Here is a 26067-nt window from a genome sequence, read left to right as displayed (position 1 = left end):
TAACTTTTATTCCTCAGTCGTTTTAGCTGTGCTGGGGGTTCCTTTGTTATTGTAGAGCCACAGCGCGTATTCCAGAGGGCGAATAAGGGCTTTGCGGTATGTGGTTCCGTCACCTGATCTTGCGAACACTTCACGGGCGGGCTTTGGATTAACCTCCAGCACGTAAATTTTCCCTTCGCGATCAATGGCGAGGTCCAATGCAAGCTCACATAAGGCTCCGTAACTTTCTTCCAGGAAGGCTGCGGCATCAAGACCTAACCTCTCGGCAGTCTTCATGACCTTATCGGTTTTATCCTGACTACCCAGCCATTCCTTCAGCAGCGTTTCTGCTCGAACGGCATGACCACCGCCATGAAGATTGGAGGTTACACTCCGCGCTGCACCAACCCGTGCTGCCATACCTGTGAGTTCCCAGACACCTTGCCCATTCTTTTGAACGAGCATCCGGTAATCATGGAAACGTCCGCCCGGCAGACGTAATGGAATCCCCTGTTGGATAAGGAAACGTCCGCCGATGCACCATTGCCGTACGATGGAATCCAGCCGAGTAGAAGAGACTTTACGTGTGGGAATGATTCGGCGATCCTGGCGACGGCCTTGAATATCATATACCCCACGCCCATTCTTCATTCTCTCAATTCTGAGGATGCCACGTCCACCTGTGCCGTTTGCCGGCTTGATATAGACTACTGAATTGGTTTTCAGCATCCGGCGCAGGTCGGCAGAGGACTGATAGAGTAAAGTTTCTGGCATATGTTGCCGGAAACGGCTTTTTTGTGAGAAGGTTTGGTGAATGGTCCATTTGTTGCGCAGTGGACGATTCAGAAATAACAGATGATTGTAGCGTTCTCGGAAACGAAGCAGTTGCTGAAAGCGTGAGCTGCGCTGAATACGGCAACGGTCATAAATCATGTTCGGAAAAGAACGCCATTTGCGTGACCATTTTCCGCTCTTGGGATCAAAGACAAGGGCATGGATCTGCTCTTTACTGGGATGAACATCCATGGGAGTGAATACAAAGACATCCAAGCCAATTCGTTTGCCCTCGACGATCATTCTCCGGTACACGGCCTTTTCTTCAAGCTGCTTGGCTTCGTTAATATATAAAGTAAGAATGCCTAAGACGGGCTCTGGCACAGGAGTTCACCTTCTTGTGGAGAATTAGTAGTGCTGCCGGTATGATGGGGTGACCGGAGCAGTAATGTTGGCTTGCCGGTAGGACCAGTGGTAAGTGTGTCGGCAGCAAGGCCGATATTGAAGCACATCTTTAGGCTAGCTGTATTGTCACAGGCAACACTGCATTGAAGATGCCCGAGGCGTTTCAGCTGGGCAGCCATTAAGGCAGTGCCGGTATGTCTATTCCGGTAGAAGGGGTGCACAGCGACAAGACAGGCTTCTGCACCGAAACCGGATACGAAGCTGACTCCTGCGAGCTGGCGCCCATTCTGACCGCGTACGGTGGCGACAAGCAGCGAGATACCCGGCTCTGACAACTGATCCGGTGTTAAACGGGCCAGTACTTTGCAAGCTTGGTTTGTGATTCGCTTCTCCCCATGCGCTCTTATAAACTCAAGCAGTCCAGCCAGCCGTGATTTCCACTGTTTGGCATTTGTGTCATAGATGGAGGATATCTGCATGCTGTGTCACATCCTTTTAATGATTTCTATTTAAACTGGCGCGCTAAGTGCTGGCCGTAGTGAAAGATTCGCTCTAGGGACAGCTTGCGGATCGCGGGTTCATCAAATTTCATCGGCCGGGAGTTGGCCTCAAAGAACCAGAGTCCCCCGTTCTCATCTACACCCAGATCCATCGACATCTCTCCGAGCATAGAGTCAGAAGCTCTTTCGATTTGTCTAGCGATAAGAAGGGCGGTTGTAGGCACGCTCTTCAGGATCATGGCTGCTCTTTCGGTTCCAAATGTACTTTCCAGCATGCTGGCAGGCTCTTCAATACTACCGCCGCGTGGTACATGTGTCGTTATACTTCGGGCACCGGCGAGGCGTGCGCCTATGCCGGTCACTCCCCAGCCGCCTCTGCTGTTTTTTTGCAGCAGCACCCGCAGATCAAACGGTCTTCCCCGATGAGTCGCCAGTTCAATAGCCTGCTGCACAATATAACGAGAGATTCCTTTTTCTTTTCCGATTCTTGCCCAGAGCCGGTCCATGGAAGCTGCTTTGTACGTCACATTTTTTTTGCCGCTTTGAATTTGAAGCCGGTAAGGCAAAGCGGTATCTGCACGATATTTCAGGCGCATAATTCCTTTTCCTGCTTTGCCGTTCTCTGGTTTAAGGTAGAGGCTGGTATGCTGGTTCAGCATGGCAGTAAGGGTGTTTGCACTGCGTAATCGTCTCGTTTTTGGAACATGCTTTGAGGTGGAGTGCGAACCCCTTAACCATTCGAATAGACTCCATTTATTGAAAAAATATGGATTATATAGCTTAATGCCTGGATGTTCCAGGCATTGAGCTATTTTACGTACCACAGCAGGTTTTTCCTCATCCTCACGGGTGGGAATTCGGTTATAAATGATTTGTGGAAGAGGTACAGGAATGCTGTACCAGATTTTACCGCTGGACGATGGGACATATCCGTTCACCATCCGTTCCTCAAGCTTGAGGTCACGGACAGTGACGACGTAGACAAGAAATCCCATTTCTTTGCCTGTGCGAATAATGTCCCGGAAGTTGCTGCGGTTGCCATTAAATTGCCGTACTTTATCGCTGGTTGTCAGTATGGCAATAACAGGTTTTGTATCTTCCGGATTATGGGTGCTCACATCTCATCCCTCCTGCGGAATTTGCTGAGGTATAGACAATGCTCCAGAATGTGCTCGATGGAAGCTTTGCCCTCAGCGCGCAGGGAAGGGTGACGGAAGATGGAACGACCTGGTTTGGCGTTGGCCTCGAACATCCAGATGTCTTCATCCTGATCAATTCCGAGATCAAAGCCAATTTCACCGAGCAAATGACGATGCTGGACTTCTAGTGATTCTGCCAGCTTGATGGCTGTAGTCTTTGCACGCTGCAGTACTTCGTCAGCTCTTGCGCCGAATACACGTCCGAGTGCTTGCTGAGGTGTAAGCAATGCTCCTCCATTTTTAAGGTGAGTGGTGACACTGCCACGGCCGGCTTTTTTAGCGCCTATGCCGACTACAATCCACTGATTACTGCCGTTTTTATGCATATGGAACCGGAAATCAATCGGGCAGCCATCTATTTCAATGAGACGTATTCCCTGCTGAACTATATAATTTTGCAGATTTTGACCGTGACGCGAACGAAGCATACGCATAAGGGCTTCAAAGGTGGTAAAGCGTAAAAGAACGTTTTTTCCACCGCGGCGGTAGCGGGCAAAATACCCCTTTTTCGGGAGATAGGTAAGCCGATAAATGCCGTGCCCCAGACTTCCCGCAGAAGGTTTATAGTATACAAAATGATGGTGATCCAGCATTTCTCTCATTTTTTCCGTGGACGGATTGCTGTGGGTTTCAGGAACATAACGATTTGCCGCCCCATCATTTTCTAAAAGCTTATAGATATCGGATTTATTGAAAAAGCTCCAGTTAAAGTATGGAATTCTTTTCCGCATAAATCGTTCGCGAAGTTGGTTGATATAGGGTGAGGTCTCAGCTCTCCGACTGGGCAAGCGATTATAGACAACATCAGGCAGAGGGACCATTTTTCGTTCAAACTTACCGCTTGAAGTCAAAAAATATCCATAGACCTGTTCCTGTTGCCAGTTGATGTCACGCGGCATAAAGGCAAATATATAACATTTGTTGCTGCCTTCCCGCAGTAATTGCTTGATGAACCCTGTGCGAGAACCGAAAGGCTGAGACGAGGAAGCAGGACCATCGGACAATATGCCAACTAAAGGTCCTAGCTGCACCTCGTCATTCTGTAGATTGCGTAAATAGACACCGCCTGATTTCGGAACCTTGATAGCGCTTTTTACGCCTGAGGCGAGATATAGGTGATTTCCGGCGCGCTTGATGGGCTTGATCATGGTCGGGGTGGCATCTTTACCGAGCCTTAAGCGTATATTTTTTTTCCCGGTTAACTTCAAGCTTTTCATCAGTGCACCTGATACATATACAACTCTTTGGGGCTGCTTAGTGAAATGCACATTGCAAAAAGTGAGACTCATTTATGAATCCTCCTTAGGAACCATTGTTATCATTCTCCCGTTTGTAACGGAGCTGTCCGTAGATAGGGATGGTATCCGTCGTTGTGTGAGCAGTAGATGGCGCGCATAAGACAGTGGATTCTCGGCGGCGAGCTTAGCAGCCCGGCGGTCGCCCGTCAGCCGGAATACCGTGCGCCCTGGCTTGGAATTTGCTTCTAGTAAATGAATCCGACCGCTCGAATCAATACCGAAATCAAGGCCGAGTTCTCCAAGCCTGCCGCATGCAGCCTCCAGTAGGGGAGGCAAGTATGCAGCTTCTGCAGCAAGCTCACGCATGATGTCTTTTCCACCCTGACCATATTCTGCAAGCAAAAAAGGCAGGGGAGAAACAGCTGTTCCGCCGCCATGCAGGTTCGAAGTCAGCGAACCTTGGTTACCCAGCCGTACGGCCATGCCGGTAAGAGTCCAGCGGCCAAGGCCATTCTTTTGCATCAATACACGCACATCGAACGGTTGCCCCTTACTATTAGTTAGGTGCAGGAAAGGCTGTATAATATAGCGGCGTGAGCCGATAAATTCATGAATCCAGTTCAGTCCTTCAGCCTGTGAGTCGAAAACATATTGAAAGGGTGTATTTGTTCCGTCACGCCCTCGTACTCTCATGCCTCTGTTCTGCAGTATGGCATGTAATGTACGTTTGCCATGGGTGCCGGCCTTGGGCTTTAGAAAGACTCCATATTCTCTTTCAGCAAGCATTGTACTTAACCTGCGGTTACCGGTATAGAGTACAGTTTCCGGCAGTATTGCCGCTGCTCTCCGGTCGCGCTTCAATATCTCATGTACACCCCATTTATCTGGTAAACCTCGAGACCAAGGCAGGGAACGATGAAGAGTAGAGAGAGCAGCGGAAGCTTCTTTTCTTTCTTTCGGACCTTCGTAAAAGCAGCGATTATAGATAATATCTGGCGGAGAAGAAGTGGTATTCCGCCAGCTTCCATCTTTCCAGGTATAACCGGTAATGGAGGACCCGTCTGCCGCTACTCCGTCTGGATGAAATACGAGGACTTTTAGGCTGTATAGAGGAGCTGCCCGGCATAAATGACTGCAAAACTCTGGCTCGGCGATCGGTGGATTCCCGTTGCGGCGGCCTGTCATAATGCCGAGGAACCCCACTTCTGTTTCAGTCATCGTGTCCTCCTTATAAACCGGCCAAGTAGCGGCAATATAAAATCATTTGCTTGACGGACGGTCTTATTTTTTGATCGTTTAACGGTGTATTATCGTTCTTGGAGGGCTTGGAGTTAACCTCTAAGAGCCATATTCGTCCTGATTGATCCAGTGCCAGATCGATTCCGAGCTCTCCGAAATGAGCGGGGATAAAGGTTTCGACCCCTCTTGCAATGGCAAGTGCTGCTCTGGGCAGCTGAAGCTGAACGTTTTCTTTTGCGCCCGGAGGAAGACTGCTCTTGCTAACTGCTTCTTTTACAGTGCTGAGACTGCCACCTCTAGCTAAATTAGACACGAAGTGATTGCTGCCGGCGGTGCGGGCGACAATGGAGGTAACCCCCCATTTTCCGCTGCCATTCTTCTGAACAAGTGCCCGGAAATCTACAGGTCGCCTTCCTAGCTCCATCAAAGGCAATCCCTGCTGAATCTGGTATCGAGTGGTCTTCATTTTGGGAGCGATGGACTGGTACAATTTAGCGAGAGTGGTGTAGCTTTGCTTGCGTGTACCTATGGAGGTAGTAGACAATAGACGGTAACCTCCGCCTTCTTCTTTAGAGATACGAAGTATGCCTTTGCCGAGACTGCCTCGTACAGGTTTCAAAAATACACTTGGGTAATGGCTGCACATCTTCTTCATTACGGCAAAGCCGTTCAACGCATGCGATTCAGGTAAATACCGCTGCAGGGAAGGGTCTTGCGCTAAAGCTTCAAATACCTCTGTCTTGTCAAGAAATTTTTCGTTGAAGAAATGCGTTCCATATCGCGATTTTACATCCGCCAAAAAATGCTGTACGCTAGGTTTATTCTCCACCTTTCGCGTCGTTAACCGATTGTTGATTACATCGGCAATGGGCAGACTCATTTTTCTCCAACCCTCGTTGTATACCCAGCCCTGAATGGAAGAACTGCGTGTTTCCAGCGCTTCCGGGGTAAAGAAATATACATAGGCGCCTTGTGTGTGGCAGGCATTTGTCAATTCCCGGCAGAACATGGTAATGGGTCCAAACAACCTGTCGAGATTATCTGGATGGTCACGACTGACGAGCACGCCGATCAACGGTCCAAGCCGCAAGGTACGGCTTACAGAGCTGTAAGAAACGTTGAGGGTTTGTCGGTGTTTCCATCCGGTCCGCCGCGCCAGTCCTTCGCTTACACGCAGGATGTCGGATTTGGGAGCCGAGATAATGGTAACCTCCTGCCGGAAAGAGCCGAATGCCAGCTGGAGTGTTCCGTGAGACGGGATTTTGAGTCTTTTCATGGATTTTTCGCCAAGCATTATAGCGTTTTCCTGCAGGATGCCCGAGTTGACCGTATGGACCGGGATCTTGAATTGGGACATCGTGGATCTCCTTCCGGTAGGCAGCATGATGCCGGCAATTTGGTAGCTAAGGGTTACATATCATTCATCATATGGAGACAGATGACCCTTGGTGATTGACCTAACCGCTAAAAACCTTGCCCAGTCATTTCATAAGCTCGGCCCAAGAAGCGAAACAAGTATGGAATGAGCGAATATTGGAAACTAAAGCAGCGTGGATTCAGGAAGCAGCTGCTAACAAAACTTAAGCGTAAGTTTCCGAAGTGAGTTTTTAGAGCAGAGTAGATTCAGGAAGCAGCTGTTACAAAACCTAAGCGTAAGCTTCCGAAGTGAGTTTTGCACGAAGACGATAGGAAGTGTACGCTAACAAAACTTTTAGGAGGAATCATAATGAGCATTCACGACAAAGCACATGAACTGGCGAAAGCCATTAAAGAGAGCAGCGAGGTATCGGACATCAGAAATGCCATGAAGGTCGTAGAAACGGATCCTGAAGCGAAAGCGATGCTGGACAATTTCCGCCAAGGTCAGATGGAGCTGCAACAACGGATGATGAGCGGAGAAATGCCTCCACAGGAAGAAATGGAAAAGATGGAGAAGCTGTTCGAGGTGCTTAATTTGAATCTTGGCATTCGTCGTCTGTTCGATGCGGAACGCCGTCTGAGCGTTGTAATCGAGGATGTAAATAAAATTATCACCGAGAGTTTGTCCCAATTGTACGGTGAATAAATTTCAGCAATGAAAATCAAAAGAGGGTGTTCCCGAAGCCGATGGCTCTGGAAGCACCCTCTTTCTTGTGGCTGTGACTATATGGCTAGCCTAAGCTCGACCTCAACCTCAACCTCAACCTCAACCTCAACTAATCTTGTTTACCTTCGACTGCGCAGAGAAGAATACCAGCTGCCAAACCTAAGCGGCGATCAAGCTTGCCTTTTCGATCCTCCGAGAAGTCAGCCATAATTTTGGTGACAAATGGATTGAAATTTTGCTTGAAGGCAGGGATCGTAGTATCATCCATCTCGATATTATATTTCTGCGGAATAATAGCGATGAAGCGGTGCAGTAAAGCCATCGCGGTGCTGTCTTCCTTGATTTTTCCGATTTCCTGATCATGACGGTCAAGAATAATCCATTCATCCTTCAAAATAGATTTGAGACCCTTACGGCGAAAAGCACCAATATGCTCACCGGACTCTGTATCGTGTACATCATAAGTAGCGCTAAAATCGACGACGCTACGGGCTTTTATGCGCAGAAGCTCCTTCTGCATAGATTCATCCGTATAAAGTGCAATGTCTTCTTTAAGCTTGAACGCTTTCATTTGTGAATAGAGCACAAGCTGCTCAGAGCTGTCAAAAATATGAAGTTTCGCACCCATGATCGAAAATACCTTTTTGCGAATTATGTATTCGGTATGATTATAAGCTGCATTCAATTCAAAAACGCCTCCCCTAAATGAAATCATCATCTCATATATAAGCGTCTCTTGCTATATAAATGCTAACCTTTTATACATAATTTTGAAAAGGTTATATTTTTAATGGACTTGTCTCATATTACGGGCCTCATGTTCATAGAGTAGAGATATAGATTCAATCGAATATCCTGTCTACGAAGGAGCTGTTATTAATGAGAAAAAGAAACAAGTTCAAACACGGTGTCTATCTCTTGCTGGCGTTGGCCATGCTTTTGTATGCACTGCCGAAGCTTTCGCTTGCGAATGGACCGAGTTGGGTGTTTGGTTTTGGAGTCGTCTGGTCACTTTTTGCGTTTATGGTCATTGCGGCACATCTGCATTTTATTATCGGGGTTGATGAGGAAAAGACCAAACGTTTGGAAGCTGTGCGAAAAGCAAAGCTGGAGCAATGGCAGACAAAGTGGAATGAAGAAACTAGAGTTTCGCAAAGATAATAGAGTTGGGGTCGATTACTAAAAAAGCTAGATTAGCTTCAGGTCTCTCGAAAAGCACGGCAGTCGTGCAAAGAGAGGCAAAAATGCCTTAGAATGCCGCGCAAATCGTAAAAGTAGCCAAAAGAGAAGTATAAATACCGTAGAATGCCGCGGAAAGCGTAGAAGTAGCTAAAAGAGAAGTATAAATGCCTTAGAATGCCGCGCAAAACACCAAAGTAGCCAAAAGAAAGGTATAAATACCGTAGAATGCCGGGCAAAACGCAAAAGTCGTGAAAAGAGAAGTATAAATACCGTAGAATGCCGGGCAAAACACCAAAGTAGCCAAAAGAAAGGTATAAATACCGTAGAATGCCGGGCAAAACGCAAAAGACGTGAAAAGAGAAGTATAAATACCGTAGAATGCCGCGCAAATCGTAAAAGTAGCCAAAAGAGAGGTATAAATACCGTAGAATGCCGCGCAAAGCGTAAAAGTCACACAAAGAGGCATACAAAAAAGACACACTCATACGAAAAAGCCCACTAGCCTAAGCCAGTGGGCTTTAATATGCCCCCTGTATTGCTTGCAGGGGGTTAAATGTTATTTTCTCATTGGTGAGATCTCTTCCAGCCTTCTTTTCTTCGGCAGATATCCGTTTACCAAGAGCCGCGTAATACCACACTGCAGGAACGAGGACCGCGAGTATAAAAAGAAATTGCATAAGCTCAGCTCCTTTCACGTCGATAGTATAAACTTTTTTCCTGATCGTAGAGAGGATGGACATAATCCTACCATCCTACCATCCTACCATCCTACCATCCTACCATCATCCGACCATCATCCGACCATCCCATCCACGTGTTAAGCAAAAACAATCCGATTACTTTTTACTGACCGAGCATTGAACTTCAAATACATAACTGGCGCTTCCCTGAGGCCATCTTGCATGGATGATATATAGGTGTCTGCCGCTACCTGCTGCGAGTTTTGTCCACGGAAAGGGCTTCGTCTGGTCGTTCCCCACCAGGAAATGAAGCCATAACCTCCATCTCCTTGGGTGCATATGAGAATTCGAGTTCTACCTGATCACCGCTGATGGCTTTGGGATGTACCTTCTGTTTGGAAACCAGCTCATCGTAAGAAGCCATATCCACACATACGCCTTTGCCATTGTCGGTCCAGCAATAAGAGCCTTGAATAGCCTCGAACTGCTCACCGCCAACAGTAACTTGAACGCTTGGGGGCTGTGGGTTAACAGTGTCTTCTGATGAATTCTTATCTTCATTAAAAGTTGATTGAAACAAGTCCAATAGATCCTTTTTGCTGGTATCTGACAGGCGATAGTGGCCCATTTGTCCTGATTTAATGAGTAACCCATTGTTACTTCCGACGATCCAAAAAGAGAATTCATAACTTATGCCATCCTTCATGTTCACAGTGGTTCTGTAATCGCTGGGAGCAATATCTAGTTGTCCTCTATCATATTCAGCAGTAGTTATGGCTTGAACGAAACGTTCAAAGGAGGATGTATCAGAAATAGTCGTCGTTGGCTGTTTTCTTTCAATTAAGTTGATAGAAACTATATTATTTGCATCCAGCTCTATCTGGTCTGCTTGTTTTATTTCGTTTCCCGTATTTCCACAGCTGACCAGTCCTATGAAAAGCAAAGTAAGGGTAAGTAGTAATAAAGCGGTCTTGTTCATATCTTCAATGCTCCTTTACACATTCATTAATTCTCAGACTATAAAAAAGAGGAAAAGGTTGCTAAATAAAGGCAGCGAATTTTTAAGGTCAGCTTAAAACGCATCAGAGATATTCAGTTTCAAAAAATTCGATTTTAAGGTGGTTTTCAAACTTGCTATGTGGCAATACCTACCTTAATCGTAGATTGTGTAAGGAGAGTGAAATTCGAATCCGAAGCTTATGAATCGGTTGTACTGAGCCATTCTATCGTTGTATAATAGGTACAGTATAGTACAGATCGGAGCATGGGGGTGTAACAGTTGGAAGGTCAAGGCGATGCGATTACTAAACACGAGCAACTGCTGCAGCATATTGAAAGTCTTAAGGTAGGTACCAAAATATCTGTTCGCAAGCTCGCCAAAGAAATGTTAGTCAGCGAAGGGACTGCTTACCGTGCAGTGAAGGAAGCTGAGAATCTCGGGATAGTCATCACGAAGGAACGGATTGGTACAGTTCGTGTAGAAAAGAAACCTCGGAACATTTCAGAGCAGCTGACGTTTGGCGATGTAGTTGATATTGTTGAAGGGCATGTGCTTGGCGGGGCAAGTGGACTAAATAAACATCTGCATAAATACGTGATCGGGGCGATGAAGGTCGATGCGATGATCCGTTATATAGACGCTGACAGTCTGTTGATTGTGGGTAACCGTGATGATGTTCACTCTCTGGCGCTGGAGCAGGGTGCAGGGGTTCTGGTGACAGGGGGCTTCGGGACGAGCCGTGAAGTGAAGGCATTGGCAGACGAGCTGGATCTTCCCATTATTTCTTCGAGACATGACACGTTTACCGTCGCTTCAATGATTAACCGTGCTATTTTTGATAGATTGATAAAGAAAAAAATTATGCTGGTAGAGGATATTATCGACAGCAAACCGCGCCTGAATACGTTAAAAATCTCTAGCACCGTCGGCGAGCTACGACAGGTTTCTGAGGAAACTGGAGAGCAGCGCTTTCCCGTTACGGATGAATGGAACCGAGTCATTGGCATTATCGGTCGCCGTGATGTAGAGGAATTGACGGAAGGGCAGATCATTGAAAAAGCGATGATTCGCAGTCCGGTTACGGCTGCACTGCAAACCTCACTAGCCTCCGCGGCCCAGATCATGATGTGGGAAGGCGTGGATTTTCTGCCCATAGTGGACCGTAACCGCAAACTGGTAGGCTCCCTAACCCGTAAAGAAGTGCTGCAAAGCTTACGCGATGTTCGGAACCAACCTCAGCTGGGAGAGACTTTTGATCATCTCATTTGGAATGGTTTTGCGGATGAGCGGGACGAAGAGGGACGATTGTTCTTCCATGGCTTTATTACGCCGCAGATGGCCACGGATCTTGGGACGATTTCTGAAGGAATATTGTCTACGCTTATGACGCTTTCGGCATTTAAAGCAGCTAAGGATATCACAGGAAATGATTATGTACTAGATAATATGTCCACTTATTTTATCCGACCGGTACAGATCGAACACGCGATCATTGTAATGCCGAGACTGCTCGAAATCAGCCGCCGTACCTGTAAGCTTGAGATTGAGATCAGCCACTCGGATACTCTGGTAGCCAAAGCTGTTCTGATGCTGCAATCCATTGATCATGGCTAAAGAATGGTTTGCTAGCTGGATAGCATCCGGTAAATAGGATCGTATACATGCTAAATAGACTGCCCTCATCATTGATTGAGAGGGGAGTCTATTTTATTCTTTTCCTATTCCGTCAGAGCAGCAGCTAGGCTTTTGACTGGTGTTGTTCCTGGCTGCGGCTACGGCTGTAAAAACTATAGCTGCGTAGACCCGAGAAGATGTTGAACGCACCAATCAGCAGAAAGGCAGCTTCAACAATAATATTAACGGTAGAGCCGCGAAACAAAAACATGGATATCAAGGATAGCGTTACGAGCATAGCACCGAGCATCACATTCATGACGGAGCGTTTCAGCCCTTTATCTTGGGGATTTAAGGCACGGCGGGAGGATATGCTGAACACAGCGGCACCGATTACAAAGATCACCAGCAGGATAAACAATAAATACTTGATAAATAAAACCATGGACAGCCAGCTCCTTTATCGTGTCTTGCAGTAGCCAAGAAGTAATTTCCACGTCTGTCCATTATTGTATCACACGATGGCTGTCAGCTGCGCTTAAAAGGACTGATTTCTACCCAGATTTGCAGGACGCCTTCCATGACGAGCATGGTTCGGATTTTGACAGAGTATTCCTTGTCACGCACAATGTATAGCTTGCCATCCAACAGCAGTCTAACCAGTTTACTGTCTGTATCAATATCGAACATGCTGCGGCCGCGCATCGGTTCCAGATCTGAGCCCATTTGGCTTATGATTAATTTTACAGTTACGGGGTCAAGTGGGGTATCTTCTTTGGATTTGCTTTCCTCCGATCGAATTTTGATTTCTCTGATTACGGTTGAGGTATTATTGTATTTTTTGAGTGTCTGAATATCTTTTTGATATTGCTCGATCTGTACACGCAGATCTTGATTATGCAGCCATAATACGTTATATCCTACATGGTAAATAGCATTGTATATGACAGCTCCTACGACGATCCCTAGCATGAATATAGCGGAGATCTGGGTGAATCTGCGAAAACGACTGAATGGTGGAACTCTCACTGGCGTTACCCCCTGCCGCACACCCATTTTACTAGCTCACTGCCCATATGGGCTCCTAGAAAAGCGAAGGCAAGATACATGATTTGTTTGATGGCGGGGGAGAGGTTGCCTCCAATCATGTTGCTTTCAATGACCCGTAAGGGGTCCATAGTACCTCCTACAGCGGCTGCTAGTGCCCATATTTTAATCCGATCTGCCACATCCAGCATCGTTTGCGTCGGCGGTTGCAGGGATACAACGGCGCCGATTCCGCCGAGCATAGCTCCGCCAAGCACGATGCCGAAGGCGATAAAGAAGTCGAGGATAGCTTTGCTCATAAAAATGCTCATACAGGCCCCTTCCCGGACGAGGCATTTACAAGCTTTGCCTGTCCTTATGCTCTTAATCCATTGTATGGGCGGGTCCCCCTTTAATATGATAAAATAGTTTCATCTTATGTTTGATTTTTGCAGTAGAGAGGAAGTGGGGTTATGAGCCCTTTCGTGCATTTGCATGTGCACAGCGAATACAGTTTACTGGACGGGGCGGCGCGCATTACCGATCTCGTGCGCCGGGCCGGCGAATACGGCATGAAGTCGCTGGCGCTTACGGATCATGGAGTGATGTACGGGGCCATCCCCTTTTATAAAGCGTGTAAAGAGAATGGAATCAAGCCGATTATTGGCTGTGAAGCTTATTTAACCGCGGGTTCACGCCGTGAGCGGGGCAGTCGAAAAGATCAACCGATCTACCACTTGATTCTGCTCGTCAAGAATGAAACCGGCTACAAGAACCTGATGAAGCTGATCTCTATCGGCCATCTGGAAGGCCATCATTATAAACCCCGGATCGATATGGAAGTGTTGGCAGCTCATTCAGAGGGGATTATCTGCCTTAGTGCTTGTCTGGGCGGAGAAGTGCCGCAGCATCTGCTGCATGGTCGTGATGAGGAGGCGCGAAAGGCTGCGCTGCGATATAAGGCGATTTTTGGCGAAGATTTCTATCTGGAGCTCCAAGACCACGGGATCTCCGAGCAAAAGAGAGTGAATCCCAAGCTGATCGCCCTTGCCGGGGAATGTGAAATTCCACTTGTGGTGACGAATGATGTCCATTATTTGGCGAAGGAAGATGCTGAGGTTCAGGATGTGCTGATCTGCATCGGAACAGGCAAAACGGTGGATGATGAGGAACGTCTCAAGATCGGAACAGATCAGCTGTTTCTAAAAAGCAGCGAGCAAATGGCGGCATTGTTTCCGCATGTGCCGCAGGCTATCGCCAATACCTTATTGATCGCAGAAAAATGTAATTTGGAGCTTACCTTCGGCAATCATATTCTGCCTGCCTATTCTCCGCTCCCTGAAGGCATGGATTCCGCTGCTTATTTGCGTGAGCTGTGCTGGAAGGGGATGGAGGAACGATATATAGATACACCGCAATGGGCTACACCTGAGCAAAGAGAGACGGCTGAGAAGCGTCTCACCTATGAGCTGGGCGTTATCGAGAGTATGGGCTTCAGCGATTATTTTCTAATTGTGTGGGATTTTATTGCTTATTGTCATCGTCAGGGAATTGCTACGGGACCCGGACGGGGATCTTCCGCGGGTAGTCTCACCGCATACGCTTTGCGAATAACTGACGTGGACCCATTGAAATATAACTTGCTCTTTGAACGTTTTCTAAATCCAGAACGGATCACCATGCCGGATATTGATATCGATTTTAGCGATGAACGGCGTGATGAGGTTATTGGTTATGTAGTGGAGAAATACGGCAAAGAACATGTGGCGCAAATTATTACTTTCGGAACTATGGCTGCACGGGCTGCCGTTCGTGATGTAGGCAGGGTGCTGAACTTGCCTTATAACGAGGTAGACAAAGCTGCCAAGCTTATACCTGGTCAACTAGGGATCAGCCTTGCCAGGGCGCTGGAGAGTACACCAGATCTTAAAGCACTGTATGATAGCAATCCAAAGATTAAAGGGTTGCTGGATATGGCAATGAAGGTGGAGGGCATGCCCCGCCATGCTTCGACACATGCTGCTGGGGTTGTTATCTCGAAGGGTCCGTTGACCGATGCAGTCCCACTTCAGGAAGGTAATGAAAGTACGGCGTTAACCCAATACTCTATGGAGCATTTGGAGAGCGTCGGGCTGTTGAAAATGGATTTTCTGGGTTTGCGCACGTTGTCGATTATCGAACGCTGTATGAATTCGATTAAAGAAATGAGCGGAAGTGTTCCGGATTTCCGTGTCATCCCAGATCATGATCCAGCTACGTATGAAATGCTTGGGGCTGGTGAGACAACAGGGGTCTTCCAGCTGGAGTCGGCGGGCGTTAGACGAGTACTTAAAGATCTGAAGCCTAACGGCTTTGAAGATATTGTATCGGTTCTAGCGCTGTATCGTCCGGGTCCGATGGAATTTATCCCGAAATATATAGCAGGCAAACACGGTGAGATTGAAGTAGAGTATCCACATTCTGATTTGAAGGCTATTTTAGCGGACACCTATGGGATCATTGTGTATCAGGAACAGATCATGCAGATTGCTTCTCTGATGGCGGGCTTCTCGTTAGGAGAAGCGGATCTGCTCCGTCGAGCGGTCTCTAAGAAAAAACGTGAGACTCTGGATAAGGAACGGAGCCATTTTGTTCAAGGCAGCTTGCAGCAGGGGTATAATGAAACGGATGCGAATGCTGTTTATGATATGATCGTGCGCTTTGCCGATTACGGCTTCCCGCGTGCTCATGCCGCGGCTTACGGAGTGTTGGCTTTCCAGACAGCTTATCTCAAGGCACATTATCCGGTGCAGTTTATGGCGTCTATGTTGACCGCTGTAATGGGCACTCACCGCAAGGTAGCGGAGTATGTGCTGGACTGCCGCCGCACGGGCATCGGCGTGTTGCCGCCGGATGTGAACGAGAGCGGCGTATTGTTTACTCCGGTTCCAGGCGAAGGAACCGGAACGGGGCATATCCGCTTTGGACTCGCAGCCATTAAGAACGTCGGCACGCTGGCAGTGGAGAACATTATGGCAGTCCGCAAGGAGCGGCCGTTCGACAGTCTGCTAGATTTCTGTCGACGTGTGGACCTGCGGGTCTGCAATAAGCGGGTAGTGGAATCTTTGCTGCAGGCGGGAGCTTTTGACTGTCTGCCGGGTCACCGCGCCCAGCTGCTGGCTATGCTGGACGAGACGGTTGACGCTGCGCTGAAATGGCGCAAGGAGCGGGATGAACTGCAAATCCAACTGTTCGACGATTTGGTGGAGACACCGAACTGGGAAATCCGCTATCCGGATATCCCTAAGTTCACCATTGGCCAGCAGCTGGAGATGGAACGTGAGCTGCTGGGGTTATATCTTTCGGGCCATCCGCTTGATGATAGCGCGGAACTGCTTGAGGAGCCCGGCATGCAGCGGCTGATGGATCTTGGTGAAGCCGCGGATGAGAGCCAGACGGTTACGGCCGGAATGGTAGTATCCGTTAAGGAAATTACGACGAAGCAAGGAAAATCGATGGCCTTCGTCGAATGGGAAGATCAGATCGAGCGCTGCGAGGTCGTGCTCTTCCCTGAGGTGTGGAAGCGAAGCCGCAGCTTGATTGCCAAGGGCGCGCTGTTGGCCTTGCGCGCTAAGGTGCAGCAGGAAGACGAAGGCTTCAAGCTGCTGGCCGAGGAAGTGGCGCTGCTGTCTGCGGAGGCTCTCCGCGGGCTGTTGCAGCGCCGTAGTGCCGCCACGTCCCGCTCGTACAGCGCGGGACGCTCGGCCTCGGCAGGAGCGCCGCCACGCGGCGCAGCTCCTGCTTCCCGGACCAGCGGTGCCGCCACTGGTCCGGCTGCCAGGCCAGCAGGCGGCACAACGCCGCCTGCAACACCTGCACAGGCCGCGCCAACAACAGCGGCGACCTCAGGCCAGCGTGTCTTTATCAAGATCACGCCGGCCTCAGAGAATGCAGCGTTGCTGTCGCGCCTGAAAGAGCTGCTGCAGAATCATCCCGGTCCAGCTGCGACGCTTCTGTTCTATGAACAGGATCAGAAGCTCCTAGCTCTTAGCGATAATTATCGAATTAAGCCGTCCGAGGAACTTTTCGCGGCGATCGAGGTTATGCTGGGTGCAGGTACGGTAAGAATAAAATAAGAACAATTCTCCCCTTTTCCGCATACATTAGGAAACCACAGGGCACATCCCTGTACGGAAAGGGGAGTCGCAGCATGTCCTATCAAATGGCAGTAGATCTGTTGGAACGCAGAGGTGTATCACTTTCCTCCATTGCTGAAATCGTATATATTTTACAATCGGTTTATTATCCTGGTTTAACCAAGGATGAATGTCTGTCCAGCGTCAAGTCTGTTTTGGGCAAAAGAGAAGTGCAGTATACTTTAATGACAGGTGTTGCTCTTGATGAATTAGCCGAGAAAAAACTGCTTCCACAGCCGCTGCAGGCGGTAATGGAGGCTGATGAATCCCTCTACGGAGCGGACGAGACTCTGGCGCTTGGTATTACGGGGGTATATGGGATGATCGGACTGACAGGTTTTGGGTATTTGGACAAAATAAAGCTTGGAATCATTGGTGAACTGAACGATGATAAAGGTAGGATTCATGTATTCTTGGATGACCTTGTTGCCGGCATTGCTGCCGCCGCTTCCGCCAGAATTGCTCATCGGCATGAAGGGGCAAAAGTATATCCTTTAGGCACGGACAAGGAATAATTGAGCCCCTTTATTTCGTTTGAACAAGTTCCTCAGTCTTGCTTCCTATGCCCTACTCCTGTTGCGGGAAAAAAGAAAACTGTGTTATCATAATTCCATTATACGGGATACGGCTGGGAATTAAGATTGGGGAGGCCTTGCAGGGCATGTGGACGGTAATATATATCGCGCCGACCGCCAGAGTGGCGGATATGATTAAGAGTAAGCTGACAGAAGAAGGTTTTTTGGTAGAATGCCGTCCAATCAATATGTCCAAGCAGCAGTTTGAGATATTGGTTCCTTCAGGTGAGCTGGAGGAAGTACAGGAAGTCCTTAATCTTATTCTGCATCCCTGAGTTTCTTACAAGACAAAAGTCATGACAGCGGCAAGCTGCATAACGCAAATAAACGGCTGAAGAGGTGCGGGTGTGTTCAAAGATTTATTTCAGAAGAAACGGAAGTACGCGACTATTCCTTCAGAACGTCTGGAGCGGAGCGGCGGGCCTGCGGAAGGCGAACGCCCCAAACGTGAAATCCCTGAAGGATTAATGAGCAAATGTAATAAATGCGGAACGATCCAGTATAGTAAGGAATTAGAGAAGAACCTAAAGGTATGTCCTACTTGTGGTCACCACATGCGCCTAAATGCTGTGGAGCGCATTGCGATGACATTAGACCCTGAGGGCTTTATTGAGTTTGACAGTGAAATGTATTCTATCGACCCGCTGAAATTTCCGGGTTACGCTTCCAAAGTGGAGCAACAGCAGCTGAAATCTGGACAAACTGAAGCCGTAATTACGGGTCAGGGTTCCATTGGTGGCCATCCAGTCATCGTAGCTGTGATGAATTTTGAATTTTTCTCAGGCAGTATGGGCTCTGTAGTAGGTGAGAAGATCACCCGTGCGATAGAAGAGGCCACGGAGCAACAGCTTCCACTCCTTATTTTCTCTACTTCAGGTGGAGCGAGAATGCAGGAGAGTATTCTTAGTCTAATGCAAATGGCGAAGACCAGCGCTGCGCTGGCTCGTTTTAACGAGGTTGGAGGTCTTTACATCTCGATAATTACGGATCCTACTACCGGTGGAGTATCTGCGAGTTTTGCCAGCCTTGGTGATATAATTATTGCAGAGCCTGGAGCGGTATTTGGTTTCGCAGGACGTATAGTCATTGAGCAGACCATTCGCCAGAAGCTTCCGGATGATTTCCAGACTGCTGAATTTAATCTTCAGCATGGGTTGCTTGATATGGTCGTGCACCGCAAAGAAATGCGCGCTACATTGACTAAAATTTTGGAGCTGCATGACGTGAAAGGGGGATTTTAGGTTGGCAGGAGAGTTGCCTTTTGAAATGCCTCTGGTAGAAATGCGCAAGAAGATTGCTGAACTGAAACAGTTTGGCGAAGAGAAGGGTATTGATTTTACGGACGAGGTAGCTAGGCTGGAAGAGCGATACCGTGTGCTGGAGGAAGAAATATATTCTAATATCTCTCCTTCGCAAAAAATGCATTTGGCTAGACATCAAGGACGTCCGACTTCCCTTGATCTTATGGGGCAGATCTTCACAGATTTTATTGAGCTCCACGGTGATCGGATGTTTGGGGATGATCTTGCTATTGTAGGCGGCATCGGTAAACTAAATGGGTTGCCGGTTACAGTTATTGGCCAGCAGCGCGGTAAAGACACCAAAGAGAATATTTTACGATTCTTCGGCAGTGCACACCCTGAGGGCTTCCGTAAAGCGCTGCGTCTGATGCAGCAAGCGGACAAGTTCAAACGTCCCATTATTACCTTCGTGGATACGAAAGGTGCATACCCAGGCAACACAGCCGAGGAAAGAGGTCAATCCGAAGCGATTGCCCGTAATTTACGCGAGATGTCTCAGTTTGGTGTCCCTGTAATCTGTGTGGTCATCGGTGAAGGCGGAAGCGGTGGCGCCTTGGCATTGGCGGTTGGCAATAGAGTGCTCATGCTGGAACATGCCATTTATTCGGCGATATCTCCTAACGGAGCGGCCTCTATTCTGTGGAAGGATGCTTCGAAGGCTGATCAAGCGGCAGAAGCCATGAAGATAACGGCTGCTGATCTGCTTGAGATGGAAGTTATAGAAGAGATCGTACCAGAGCCTAAAGGCGGCGCTCATCGGGATTACGAAGCAACGGCAGCGGCGATTAAGGATGCATTATGGCGGCATCTGCAGGAGCTAACCCAGATGAACTCAGTGGAATTGAAGGATGATCGATATCGTAAATTCCGTAAAATTGGTGAGTTTGCAGAGGCTCAGCAGGAACAAATTTTTATTGAAGAAGAAGTGAAGTCAGAAGTGTAAAAGTGCAAAATCATTTGCACTTTAAGACATATAGCTATACTTAGTGGGTCTTTTGGATATAGTGTAAAATATACAATTTATTGGAATTAAAATAATCTCGATCCACTAACGGGATTATTTTAATTTTTTTTATGTTTACAGAAAATTCGACTTAAAGTTACACCTAAAAGTGCCTACAACATTGATTTTGTGTCCGGTTTGCAGTAATATTCATAAGGGCGTACTTAAAGGCACATGTGACAAAGTTCCTATTTTATTAGTTAGCCTTGTAGTAGATTTTGTAGTTGGAAAAAGTGAGACAGAGAGAACGAAAAAACGGAGGAAAACCTAATGCGGAAAAGTAAAATTGTATGTACGATCGGACCTGCGAGTGAATCGTTGGAGAATATCAAAAAATTGATTTTGGCTGGTATGAATGTGGCCCGTCTGAATTTCTCCCACGGCGATTTCGAAGAGCACGGTGCTCGGATCAATACGATCCGTCAAGCATCTAAGGAACTGAACAAAACAGTTGCTATCCTGCTCGATACTAAAGGACCGGAGATTCGCACAGGCAAGCTGGAAGTAGAACCGATTGAACTTGTTCAGGACGAGTACCTGACACTGACTACGGAAGAGATCCTTGGTAATCAAGATCGTATTTCCATCACGTACAGCGAACTTCCTAACGATGTTCAAGTAGGATCCACAATCCTTATTGATGACGGTCTGATTGGTTTGACAGTTGTCGACATTCAAGGTACAGAAATCAAGACCCGTATTGTAAACGGTGGTACGATTAAGAGCAAAAAAGGCGTTAACGTACCAGGGGTAAACATCTCCTTGCCGGGTATTACGGAAAAAGACACCAACGATATTCTTTTTGGTATCGAACAGGACATCGATTTTATCGCCGCTTCCTTCGTTCGCAAAGCTAGCGACGTTCAGGAAATTCGTGAGCTGCTTGAGAAAAACAACGCTTCTCACATCCAAATTATTTCCAAAATCGAAAACCAACAAGGTGTTGACAACCTTGATGAAATTTTAGAAGCTTCTGACGGCCTGATGGTTGCTCGTGGTGACCTTGGTGTTGAAATCCCAGCTGAAGATGTACCTTTGGCTCAAAAATTGATGATTCAAAAATGTAACGTTGCTGGTAAACCAGTTATCACAGCTACACAAATGTTGGATTCCATGCAACGCAACCCACGTCCTACTCGCGCTGAAGCAAGTGACGTAGCAAACGCTATTTTAGATGGAACAGATGCAATCATGCTTTCCGGAGAAACTGCTGCTGGTAAATATCCAGTAGAATCCGTACTTACAATGTCCCGCATTGCTGAGAAAGCGGAATCCGCTCTGAACCACCATGAAATCTTCATGAAACAACAAACTGCACAAGAAACTACAGTTACAGAAGCAATCAGCCAATCCGTTGCAATTTCTGCTTTGGATCTGAACGCTAAGGCTATCATTTCTTCGACAGTAACAGGTCATACTGCACGCGTTGTTTCCAAATACCGTCCTAAAGCACCAATCATTGCCGTTACAACACAAGAAAGAACTATGCGTCAATTGTCCCTCGTTTGGGGCGTAACGCCAGTGTTCGGACAAGTTGCATCTTCCACAGATGAGCTGCTGGAAACAGCAATCAAAGGTGGTAAGGATTCCGGTCTGGTTCAAACTGGTGACCTAGTTGTGATTACTGCAGGAATTCCACTTGGACGTTCTGGTTCCACTAACTTGGTAAAAGTAAGCACAATCGAGTAGTTTTCGACTGGCTTCACCTGTTTAACAGGTTCCATAGAGCTTAATTAAAGGGTTGTCTCAACTGTAGTGTAAATCTACAAGCGAGGCAGCCCTTTTTTCGTGTTTATCAACATATTCGATTGAAGATTATGTTAAATCCATTTATGCTGTTAGTAACAAATCTTGAATGACAGGTTCGAGAATTTTTATTTGGGGTATGTTCGTTTGACAGTAAAAGAATCCCCACGATGGTTTGGACAAGAAGGAACGGCGATAGTAGCGTTATTTTGCACCATGATTCCTCCCATATTTAGGGTAAGCCTCGGACTTTTGCCATTAATTCGACAGCAATAGAAGCAAGTAGGGGAGACGCGCGCCAGCTTTGCGATCGAGCCGTCTACCTCGGGAGCCTCCATAATCCATTCACCAGAGGTTTGTGGTCCGTTGTATCGCTGCAATGTTCGAAAAATCCAATTTCGGCTCAAATTGCGGAGCGTAATCGTCCATTTGTTGCGGCCTACCTTCGTGATGTTAGCTTTTATATGGTCTCCAGGGCTCACTGGAAGGGGAATTACCGTTTCAACATCAGGTAGGATTTCCCACCAAGCGTAATACCGGGCACGACCATTTACGAATTCATGGCCTGTTCCCGTTTGGATCAGGCTGCTGTTCTTGAAACCGTCGATTCCAATCCAAGCAGAGGAATAGGAAGGTTTAGAGGTTGGTTTTACGGAGGGAACGATCCATTCGCCGGCAATGCGGTTAAAGGTCCCCTTTTTTCCAGTGATTGTATACCCGCTCCAGTTTGTTGAAGACCAGCCGAAGCCGGAGCTTTGAAATTTGTTCGCATTAGATTTGTCTTTTAGACATGGATGATTGACCCGAATAGAATTTTGTTTATCATTCAACTTGTCCACCGCCTTTATAGTACTGCTATATTAAATGCGGTGATTACATAGGAAGTACGGGTGTTCTGCTAAAATATAAGAGAGTGCAATGCTTGATTAAGAAGCTGGAGAGGATTTGTAGCTTAAAATGGAAAAATTATCGAAGCTGCGTGGCTTTTATCTGTTTTTAGGATTGGCCGGTGGTTCATTTGGCTCATATCTAACGCTGCTGCTTGTACACAATGGACTTGATAGCGGGCAAATAGGTATACTAATGGCAACAGGCACGCTAATTGCGATCACGATTCAGCCAATATGGGGAATTGTCTCGGATCGGTATAATCAGACACGTTTGGTACTAATCCTAAGTGTGGCGATACCGGCTTTATTAGCGGTCTTTTACCGTTCGGAATATTTTATAGTGTTACTGCTGGTGTATACCCTCTCAACAATCTTTTCCTCAACACAGGCGCCTATAGCCGATTCTTACGCGATTTCAGCGGCGAAGAGGGCTGGGGCTACTTATGGTAGTATAAGGCTTATGATGAGCATTGGAGCGGCAGTGGGAGCCTATTTAGGCGGATTGTATGTATCGTCCTTCTCTGTATCCACGATATGGCTGCCCTTTCTTATGTTTAATCTAATAGCGGTTCTTATTGCATTGACGCTGCCGAAGCAGGCAGAAGAGAATCATATGATGCGGCAATCGTTTTCTCAGGGGGTTAAAAAGCTGCTGGGGAATCGGGTGTTCCTAGCGTTTTTGGGTGGCAGTTTTCTTGTGAACCAGACGATGACTGCTTTTGGAACCTACTTCGTTATCGCGTTTCAGTCGGTTGGAGGTTCAACTCGTTATGCAGGAATTGCGCTTTTTCTCGCATCTGTAACGAACGTGCCCTCCATGCTGTTTGCTTCCAAGGTAATCAAAAAGCTGGGTCGCGAGCGGACGCTGCTCCTTGGTGCACTTATTTATGTCTTGCGGTGGGGCATTCAGGTGGCATTCCCTTATCCATCCGTAATGATTGGAGTGCAGGTACTGCATGGTCTGTCATTCGGGTTCTTTTATATTGCTGCCGTTGAATATGTATCTCAGATCACCTCTAACGAGATGCAGGCGACTGGGCAAAGTGTTTTTAATATGGTGTTCTCGGGTTTTGCCGGTGTTGTTGGCAATTTATTAAATGGATTCTTGCTCAATCAAGGCGGTGTAGAAGTGATGAACCTGTCTTGTATGTTGAGTTCAATCGCAGGAGCGATGCTGCTATTTTATGTCGCCAGAAGCTCCCGAAGCAAACTATCAACGACAAAGCTATCTTCAGACGGGGCCAGGGCATAAAGCTCTCCCTGCTGCCTATGCCGAAAGGAGTATTTATAAATGGAATTACAGCAAGACGGTTTGCGAAGCCGGTGGTATGAATCGACCCTGCGTGTTCGATACCAGGAAAGTGATCAGATGGGCGTTGTGTATCATGCGAATTATTTGAACTGGTTTGAGTCTGGCCGTACGGAGTTGTTACGTCAGCTTGGCTTTACTTATCGTGAGCTTGAGAATCAGGGAGTGCTGCTTCCTGTTACCTCAGCCGATTTGCAATTTAAAAGTCCGGCGCGATATGATGATCTTATCTCCGTGTATGCGCGAATGACTACCTTTTCGGCGTTAAGAGTCGCATTTGAGTATCAGGTGCGGAGGCTCTCGGAAGCAGAAGGTAGGAATTTAGAGGGTTCAGCGGCTACTTTGGGACAATTGCGGTCGATGGACCTCCCCGGGGAACTGCTGGTTACCGGCTCGACAAATCATGTTTGGGTGAATCGAGAATGGAAGCCTGCCAGGCTGGATAGAGCCCTTCCGGAGCTGTTTCACGCGATTAAAGGAGCGCTGCGGGAAGAAAGGGGTTCTGTATGATTAGAAGCAAATGGTTGTGGGCTGCATTATTTATCATTCCTGCCGTGGAATTATTCGGCTTTATCTTTGTAGCAGATCAGCTTGGAGCATTCAAAACGCTGCTGCTTATGTTGACGACCTCGGTTATCGGTTTATTGATGATGCGTTTCGAAGGGAATAAAGTGCTGCAAGACAGCAGAACACATATGCAGGAGGGACGCGTTCCTGGCCGGACGATGCTGGATGGCCTATGCATTTTTTTCGGGGGCTTACTGCTGATCTTACCTGGTTTCGTAACGGATATTGTAGGTTTCTCCTTGGTGTTTCCGTTGACTCGGCCTTTGTATCGTATATTTTTGCTGAAGTGGATTGAGAAAAAGATGAAAAACGGCACCTTCACTTTTTACCGCCGCTAGTCATAATCAAAACAAAAACAGAGCGGATCCCAGTCATTGATAGGGATCCGCTCTGTTTTGCTATTCTAGGAATTGTAGGGTATTGTTTATTATCTTAGTCTTCCGCTGACAATATAGCTGTGTAACGCGTGAAATACACCTGCTCGGTTAAAGGCTACAAGGATAACTAGAATAACGGGACCGATGATCAGCCCAAGCATGCCGAACAGCTGCAAACCTGCAAACATACCGACCAGCATAGCAAGGGGATCAAGCCCAATGCTGCTGGCGAGCACTTTCGGCTCAAGCACTTGGCGGGTTACAAGGATAACGGCATATAGGATAGTAAGTCCGATCCCCAGTGCCAGATTGTCTGTCATGTAAGAGTATAACGCCCAAGGAATCATTACGATTCCAACCCCTAAATAAGGCAGCAAATCTACAAAACCAATCATTAAGCCAATAGCGAAAGCCGATTTTACACCCAAGAGCAGCAACCCGATCACGACAATGACCGCTGTAATGGAGATGAGGATTAGCTGAGCCCGGAGGTAGCCGAAGAGAGCTTTTCGCAGATCCCGCCAGATATCCGATACAGGCTTTAAGAATGGGGCTGGCAGCCAGCTTGTGAGTTTGGCATTATGTCTTTCCCAGCTAGTACTAATAAAAAAGGCAGCGAGAACGACCACGATAAGAATTGTACCCATACTGGGCAGAGCAGAGATCAGCTTTAAGATCACATTCAAAAATCCAGTCACCACTTGCGTAACTGCGTAACCAACTGTTTCTGTTGTTCTGCTGATATTGCTGTCAATGGTGGCGTGATAGTCAGGATTGTCGCGGTAGAACTGATTTATCTGGTTAATGATATTCTGTATGCTTGCATTCTGGCTCAAGGACAGCAGCAGCTCTCTCCATTGGTCCGTATGAAGATTAAAGGTCTGCAGCAGCACGATCAATTCTTTCACTAGCCTTGTAATCATCGCGGTCAGTACTAGCGCGGTTCCGCCTATGTAAAATAGCAGCGAGAGCGACACGGCCAGCCACGCTGGGAGCTTAAGACCTTTAAGAATCAACACTAGTGGATGCATGATATAAGCGAGCAACCAAGCGAGCAGGAGGGGGTATAACAGCGGAAGCAATACATAGATTGCCAGCAGGAGGATAGAGGTAGCCAGAACGACCCACAGGCCGCGCAGCAGTCTTTTTAATGCTAATCGGTCCATACGAAGATCTACACCTCCTTCATTCCTGCGGATGCA

26 protein-coding genes are annotated in these 26067 nt (G+C 47.4%); 12 read left to right on the top strand and 14 right to left on the bottom strand.

Annotated features, from left to right (window positions below; all coding sequences use genetic code 11):
* Nucleotides 1-6: 6 nt before the first annotated feature.
* The 6 genes from MKY63_RS01260 to MKY63_RS01235 are packed head-to-tail and all read right to left on the bottom strand — an operon-like array spanning nt 7 to nt 6691.
* Nucleotides 7-1137, bottom strand: a complete 1131-nt coding sequence (locus MKY63_RS01260) for a YheC/YheD family protein (RefSeq protein ID WP_036683982.1) — start codon at nt 1135-1137, stop codon at nt 7-9.
* Nucleotides 1119-1637, bottom strand: a complete 519-nt coding sequence (locus MKY63_RS01255; RefSeq protein WP_036683981.1) for a GNAT family N-acetyltransferase — start codon at nt 1635-1637, stop codon at nt 1119-1121. The genes MKY63_RS01260 and MKY63_RS01255 overlap by 19 nt, the downstream gene beginning before the upstream one ends.
* Nucleotides 1638-1663: 26 nt before the next feature.
* Nucleotides 1664-2776: a YheC/YheD family protein gene (locus tag MKY63_RS01250; RefSeq protein WP_036683979.1), complete on the bottom strand. Its 1113-nt coding sequence runs from the start codon at nt 2774-2776 to the stop codon at nt 1664-1666.
* The gene (locus tag MKY63_RS01245; protein WP_036683976.1) at nt 2773-4146 is read right to left on the bottom strand and encodes a YheC/YheD family protein; all 1374 of its coding nucleotides are present in this window, start codon (nt 4144-4146) and stop codon (nt 2773-2775) included. The genes MKY63_RS01250 and MKY63_RS01245 overlap by 4 nt, the downstream gene beginning before the upstream one ends.
* Complete coding sequence (locus MKY63_RS01240; protein WP_051491304.1) at nt 4147-5313, bottom strand: YheC/YheD family protein; 1167 nt, start codon at nt 5311-5313, stop codon at nt 4147-4149. It abuts the gene before it with no gap.
* A gap of 10 nt (nt 5314-5323) precedes the next feature.
* Nucleotides 5324-6691, bottom strand: a complete 1368-nt coding sequence (locus MKY63_RS01235; protein WP_036683975.1) for a YheC/YheD family protein — start codon at nt 6689-6691, stop codon at nt 5324-5326.
* Between the two features lie 369 nt (nt 6692-7060).
* Here MKY63_RS01235 and MKY63_RS01230 point away from each other — a divergent pair, with 369 nt between their 5' ends.
* Nucleotides 7061-7399 carry a YlbF family regulator gene (locus MKY63_RS01230; protein ID WP_036683973.1) on the top strand — a complete coding sequence of 113 codons (339 nt, stop codon included), beginning with the start codon at nt 7061-7063 and terminating at the stop codon, nt 7397-7399.
* Between the two features lie 130 nt (nt 7400-7529).
* Here the strand turns inward: MKY63_RS01230 and MKY63_RS01225 are convergent, their stop codons facing one another.
* Nucleotides 7530-8105 carry a hypothetical protein gene (locus tag MKY63_RS01225; protein ID WP_326046392.1) on the bottom strand — a complete coding sequence of 192 codons (576 nt, stop codon included), beginning with the start codon at nt 8103-8105 and terminating at the stop codon, nt 7530-7532.
* Nucleotides 8106-8299: 194 nt separating this feature from the next.
* Here MKY63_RS01225 and MKY63_RS01220 point away from each other — a divergent pair, with 194 nt between their 5' ends.
* Nucleotides 8300-8581 carry a hypothetical protein gene (locus MKY63_RS01220; protein WP_036683968.1) on the top strand — a complete coding sequence of 94 codons (282 nt, stop codon included), beginning with the start codon at nt 8300-8302 and terminating at the stop codon, nt 8579-8581.
* Nucleotides 8582-9120: 539 nt separating this feature from the next.
* Here the strand turns inward: MKY63_RS01220 and MKY63_RS01215 are convergent.
* Nucleotides 9121-9342, bottom strand: coding sequence for a hypothetical protein (locus tag MKY63_RS01215; RefSeq protein ID WP_076140868.1), 222 nt, complete (start codon nt 9340-9342; stop codon nt 9121-9123).
* Between the two features lie 187 nt (nt 9343-9529).
* Entirely contained in the window at nt 9530-10261 is a 732-nt protein-coding gene (locus MKY63_RS01210; RefSeq protein ID WP_038569661.1) for a hypothetical protein, read from the bottom strand.
* A 300-nt stretch (nt 10262-10561) separates the two neighbouring features.
* Here MKY63_RS01210 and MKY63_RS01205 point away from each other — a divergent pair, with 300 nt between their 5' ends.
* On the top strand, nt 10562-11896 hold the full coding sequence (locus MKY63_RS01205; RefSeq protein WP_036678878.1) for a DRTGG domain-containing protein: 1335 nt from the start codon (nt 10562-10564) through the stop codon (nt 11894-11896).
* Nucleotides 11897-12020: 124 nt separating this feature from the next.
* Here the strand turns inward: MKY63_RS01205 and MKY63_RS01200 are convergent, their stop codons facing one another.
* From MKY63_RS01200 to MKY63_RS01190, 3 genes are all read right to left on the bottom strand, one after another.
* Nucleotides 12021-12341: a YtpI family protein gene (locus tag MKY63_RS01200; RefSeq protein WP_036678880.1), complete on the bottom strand. Its 321-nt coding sequence runs from the start codon at nt 12339-12341 to the stop codon at nt 12021-12023.
* Nucleotides 12342-12424: 83 nt separating this feature from the next.
* Nucleotides 12425-12925: a DUF4044 domain-containing protein gene (locus MKY63_RS01195; protein ID WP_038569663.1), complete on the bottom strand. Its 501-nt coding sequence runs from the start codon at nt 12923-12925 to the stop codon at nt 12425-12427.
* Nucleotides 12926-12930: 5 nt separating this feature from the next.
* On the bottom strand, nt 12931-13254 hold the full coding sequence (locus MKY63_RS01190) for a YtrH family sporulation protein (protein ID WP_036678886.1): 324 nt from the start codon (nt 13252-13254) through the stop codon (nt 12931-12933).
* A 141-nt stretch (nt 13255-13395) separates the two neighbouring features.
* Here MKY63_RS01190 and MKY63_RS01185 point away from each other — a divergent pair, with 141 nt between their 5' ends.
* The 6 genes from MKY63_RS01185 to pyk all read left to right on the top strand — a co-directional run bounded on the left by MKY63_RS01185 (nt 13396) and on the right by pyk (nt 21665).
* On the top strand, nt 13396-17037 hold the full coding sequence (locus MKY63_RS01185) for a DNA polymerase III subunit alpha (protein ID WP_076224780.1): 3642 nt from the start codon (nt 13396-13398) through the stop codon (nt 17035-17037).
* A gap of 74 nt (nt 17038-17111) precedes the next feature.
* The gene (locus tag MKY63_RS01180) at nt 17112-17612 is read left to right on the top strand and encodes a phosphatidylglycerophosphatase A (RefSeq protein ID WP_036678892.1); all 501 of its coding nucleotides are present in this window, start codon (nt 17112-17114) and stop codon (nt 17610-17612) included.
* Between the two features lie 146 nt (nt 17613-17758).
* A complete protein-coding gene (locus MKY63_RS01175) occupies nt 17759-17947 on the top strand; it encodes a hypothetical protein (RefSeq protein WP_036678895.1) in 189 nt (62 codons plus the stop codon).
* A 72-nt stretch (nt 17948-18019) separates the two neighbouring features.
* On the top strand, nt 18020-18913 hold the full coding sequence (accD, locus tag MKY63_RS01170; protein WP_036678897.1) for an acetyl-CoA carboxylase, carboxyltransferase subunit beta: 894 nt from the start codon (nt 18020-18022) through the stop codon (nt 18911-18913).
* Nucleotide 18914: 1 nt separating this feature from the next.
* On the top strand, nt 18915-19916 hold the full coding sequence (locus MKY63_RS01165) for an acetyl-CoA carboxylase carboxyltransferase subunit alpha (RefSeq protein ID WP_036678900.1): 1002 nt from the start codon (nt 18915-18917) through the stop codon (nt 19914-19916).
* 330 nt (nt 19917-20246) lie between these two features.
* Nucleotides 20247-21665: a pyruvate kinase gene (gene pyk / locus MKY63_RS01160; RefSeq protein WP_038569666.1), complete on the top strand. Its 1419-nt coding sequence runs from the start codon at nt 20247-20249 to the stop codon at nt 21663-21665.
* 185 nt (nt 21666-21850) lie between these two features.
* On the opposite strand, the gene MKY63_RS01155 is transcribed toward pyk, so the two are convergent.
* On the bottom strand, nt 21851-22552 hold the full coding sequence (locus MKY63_RS01155) for a G1 family glutamic endopeptidase (protein ID WP_244886450.1): 702 nt from the start codon (nt 22550-22552) through the stop codon (nt 21851-21853).
* Between the two features lie 127 nt (nt 22553-22679).
* Between MKY63_RS01155 and MKY63_RS01150 the strand changes: the two genes are divergently transcribed.
* From MKY63_RS01150 to MKY63_RS01140, 3 genes are read left to right on the top strand one after another with little or no spacing between them, the layout of a single operon-like run.
* Complete coding sequence (locus MKY63_RS01150; RefSeq protein WP_036678905.1) at nt 22680-23864, top strand: MFS transporter; 1185 nt, start codon at nt 22680-22682, stop codon at nt 23862-23864.
* A gap of 39 nt (nt 23865-23903) precedes the next feature.
* The gene (locus MKY63_RS01145; protein ID WP_038569667.1) at nt 23904-24431 is read left to right on the top strand and encodes a thioesterase family protein; all 528 of its coding nucleotides are present in this window, start codon (nt 23904-23906) and stop codon (nt 24429-24431) included.
* Complete coding sequence (locus MKY63_RS01140; protein WP_036678910.1) at nt 24428-24826, top strand: FxsA family protein; 399 nt, start codon at nt 24428-24430, stop codon at nt 24824-24826. Before MKY63_RS01145 ends, MKY63_RS01140 begins: the two co-directional genes overlap by 4 nt.
* An 89-nt stretch (nt 24827-24915) precedes the next feature.
* On the opposite strand, the gene ytvI is transcribed toward MKY63_RS01140, so the two are convergent.
* The gene (gene ytvI / locus MKY63_RS01135) at nt 24916-26031 is read right to left on the bottom strand and encodes a sporulation integral membrane protein YtvI (protein ID WP_076100097.1); all 1116 of its coding nucleotides are present in this window, start codon (nt 26029-26031) and stop codon (nt 24916-24918) included.
* Nucleotides 26032-26067: the final 36 nt, after the last annotated feature.

The organism is Paenibacillus sp. FSL R7-0189, from assembly GCF_037969925.1.
Lineage (GTDB): Bacteria > Bacillota > Bacilli > Paenibacillales > Paenibacillaceae > Paenibacillus_AQ > Paenibacillus_AQ odorifer.
The sequence above is the reverse complement of the archived record's forward strand: the minus strand, read 5'-3'. Positions and strand labels throughout refer to the sequence as shown.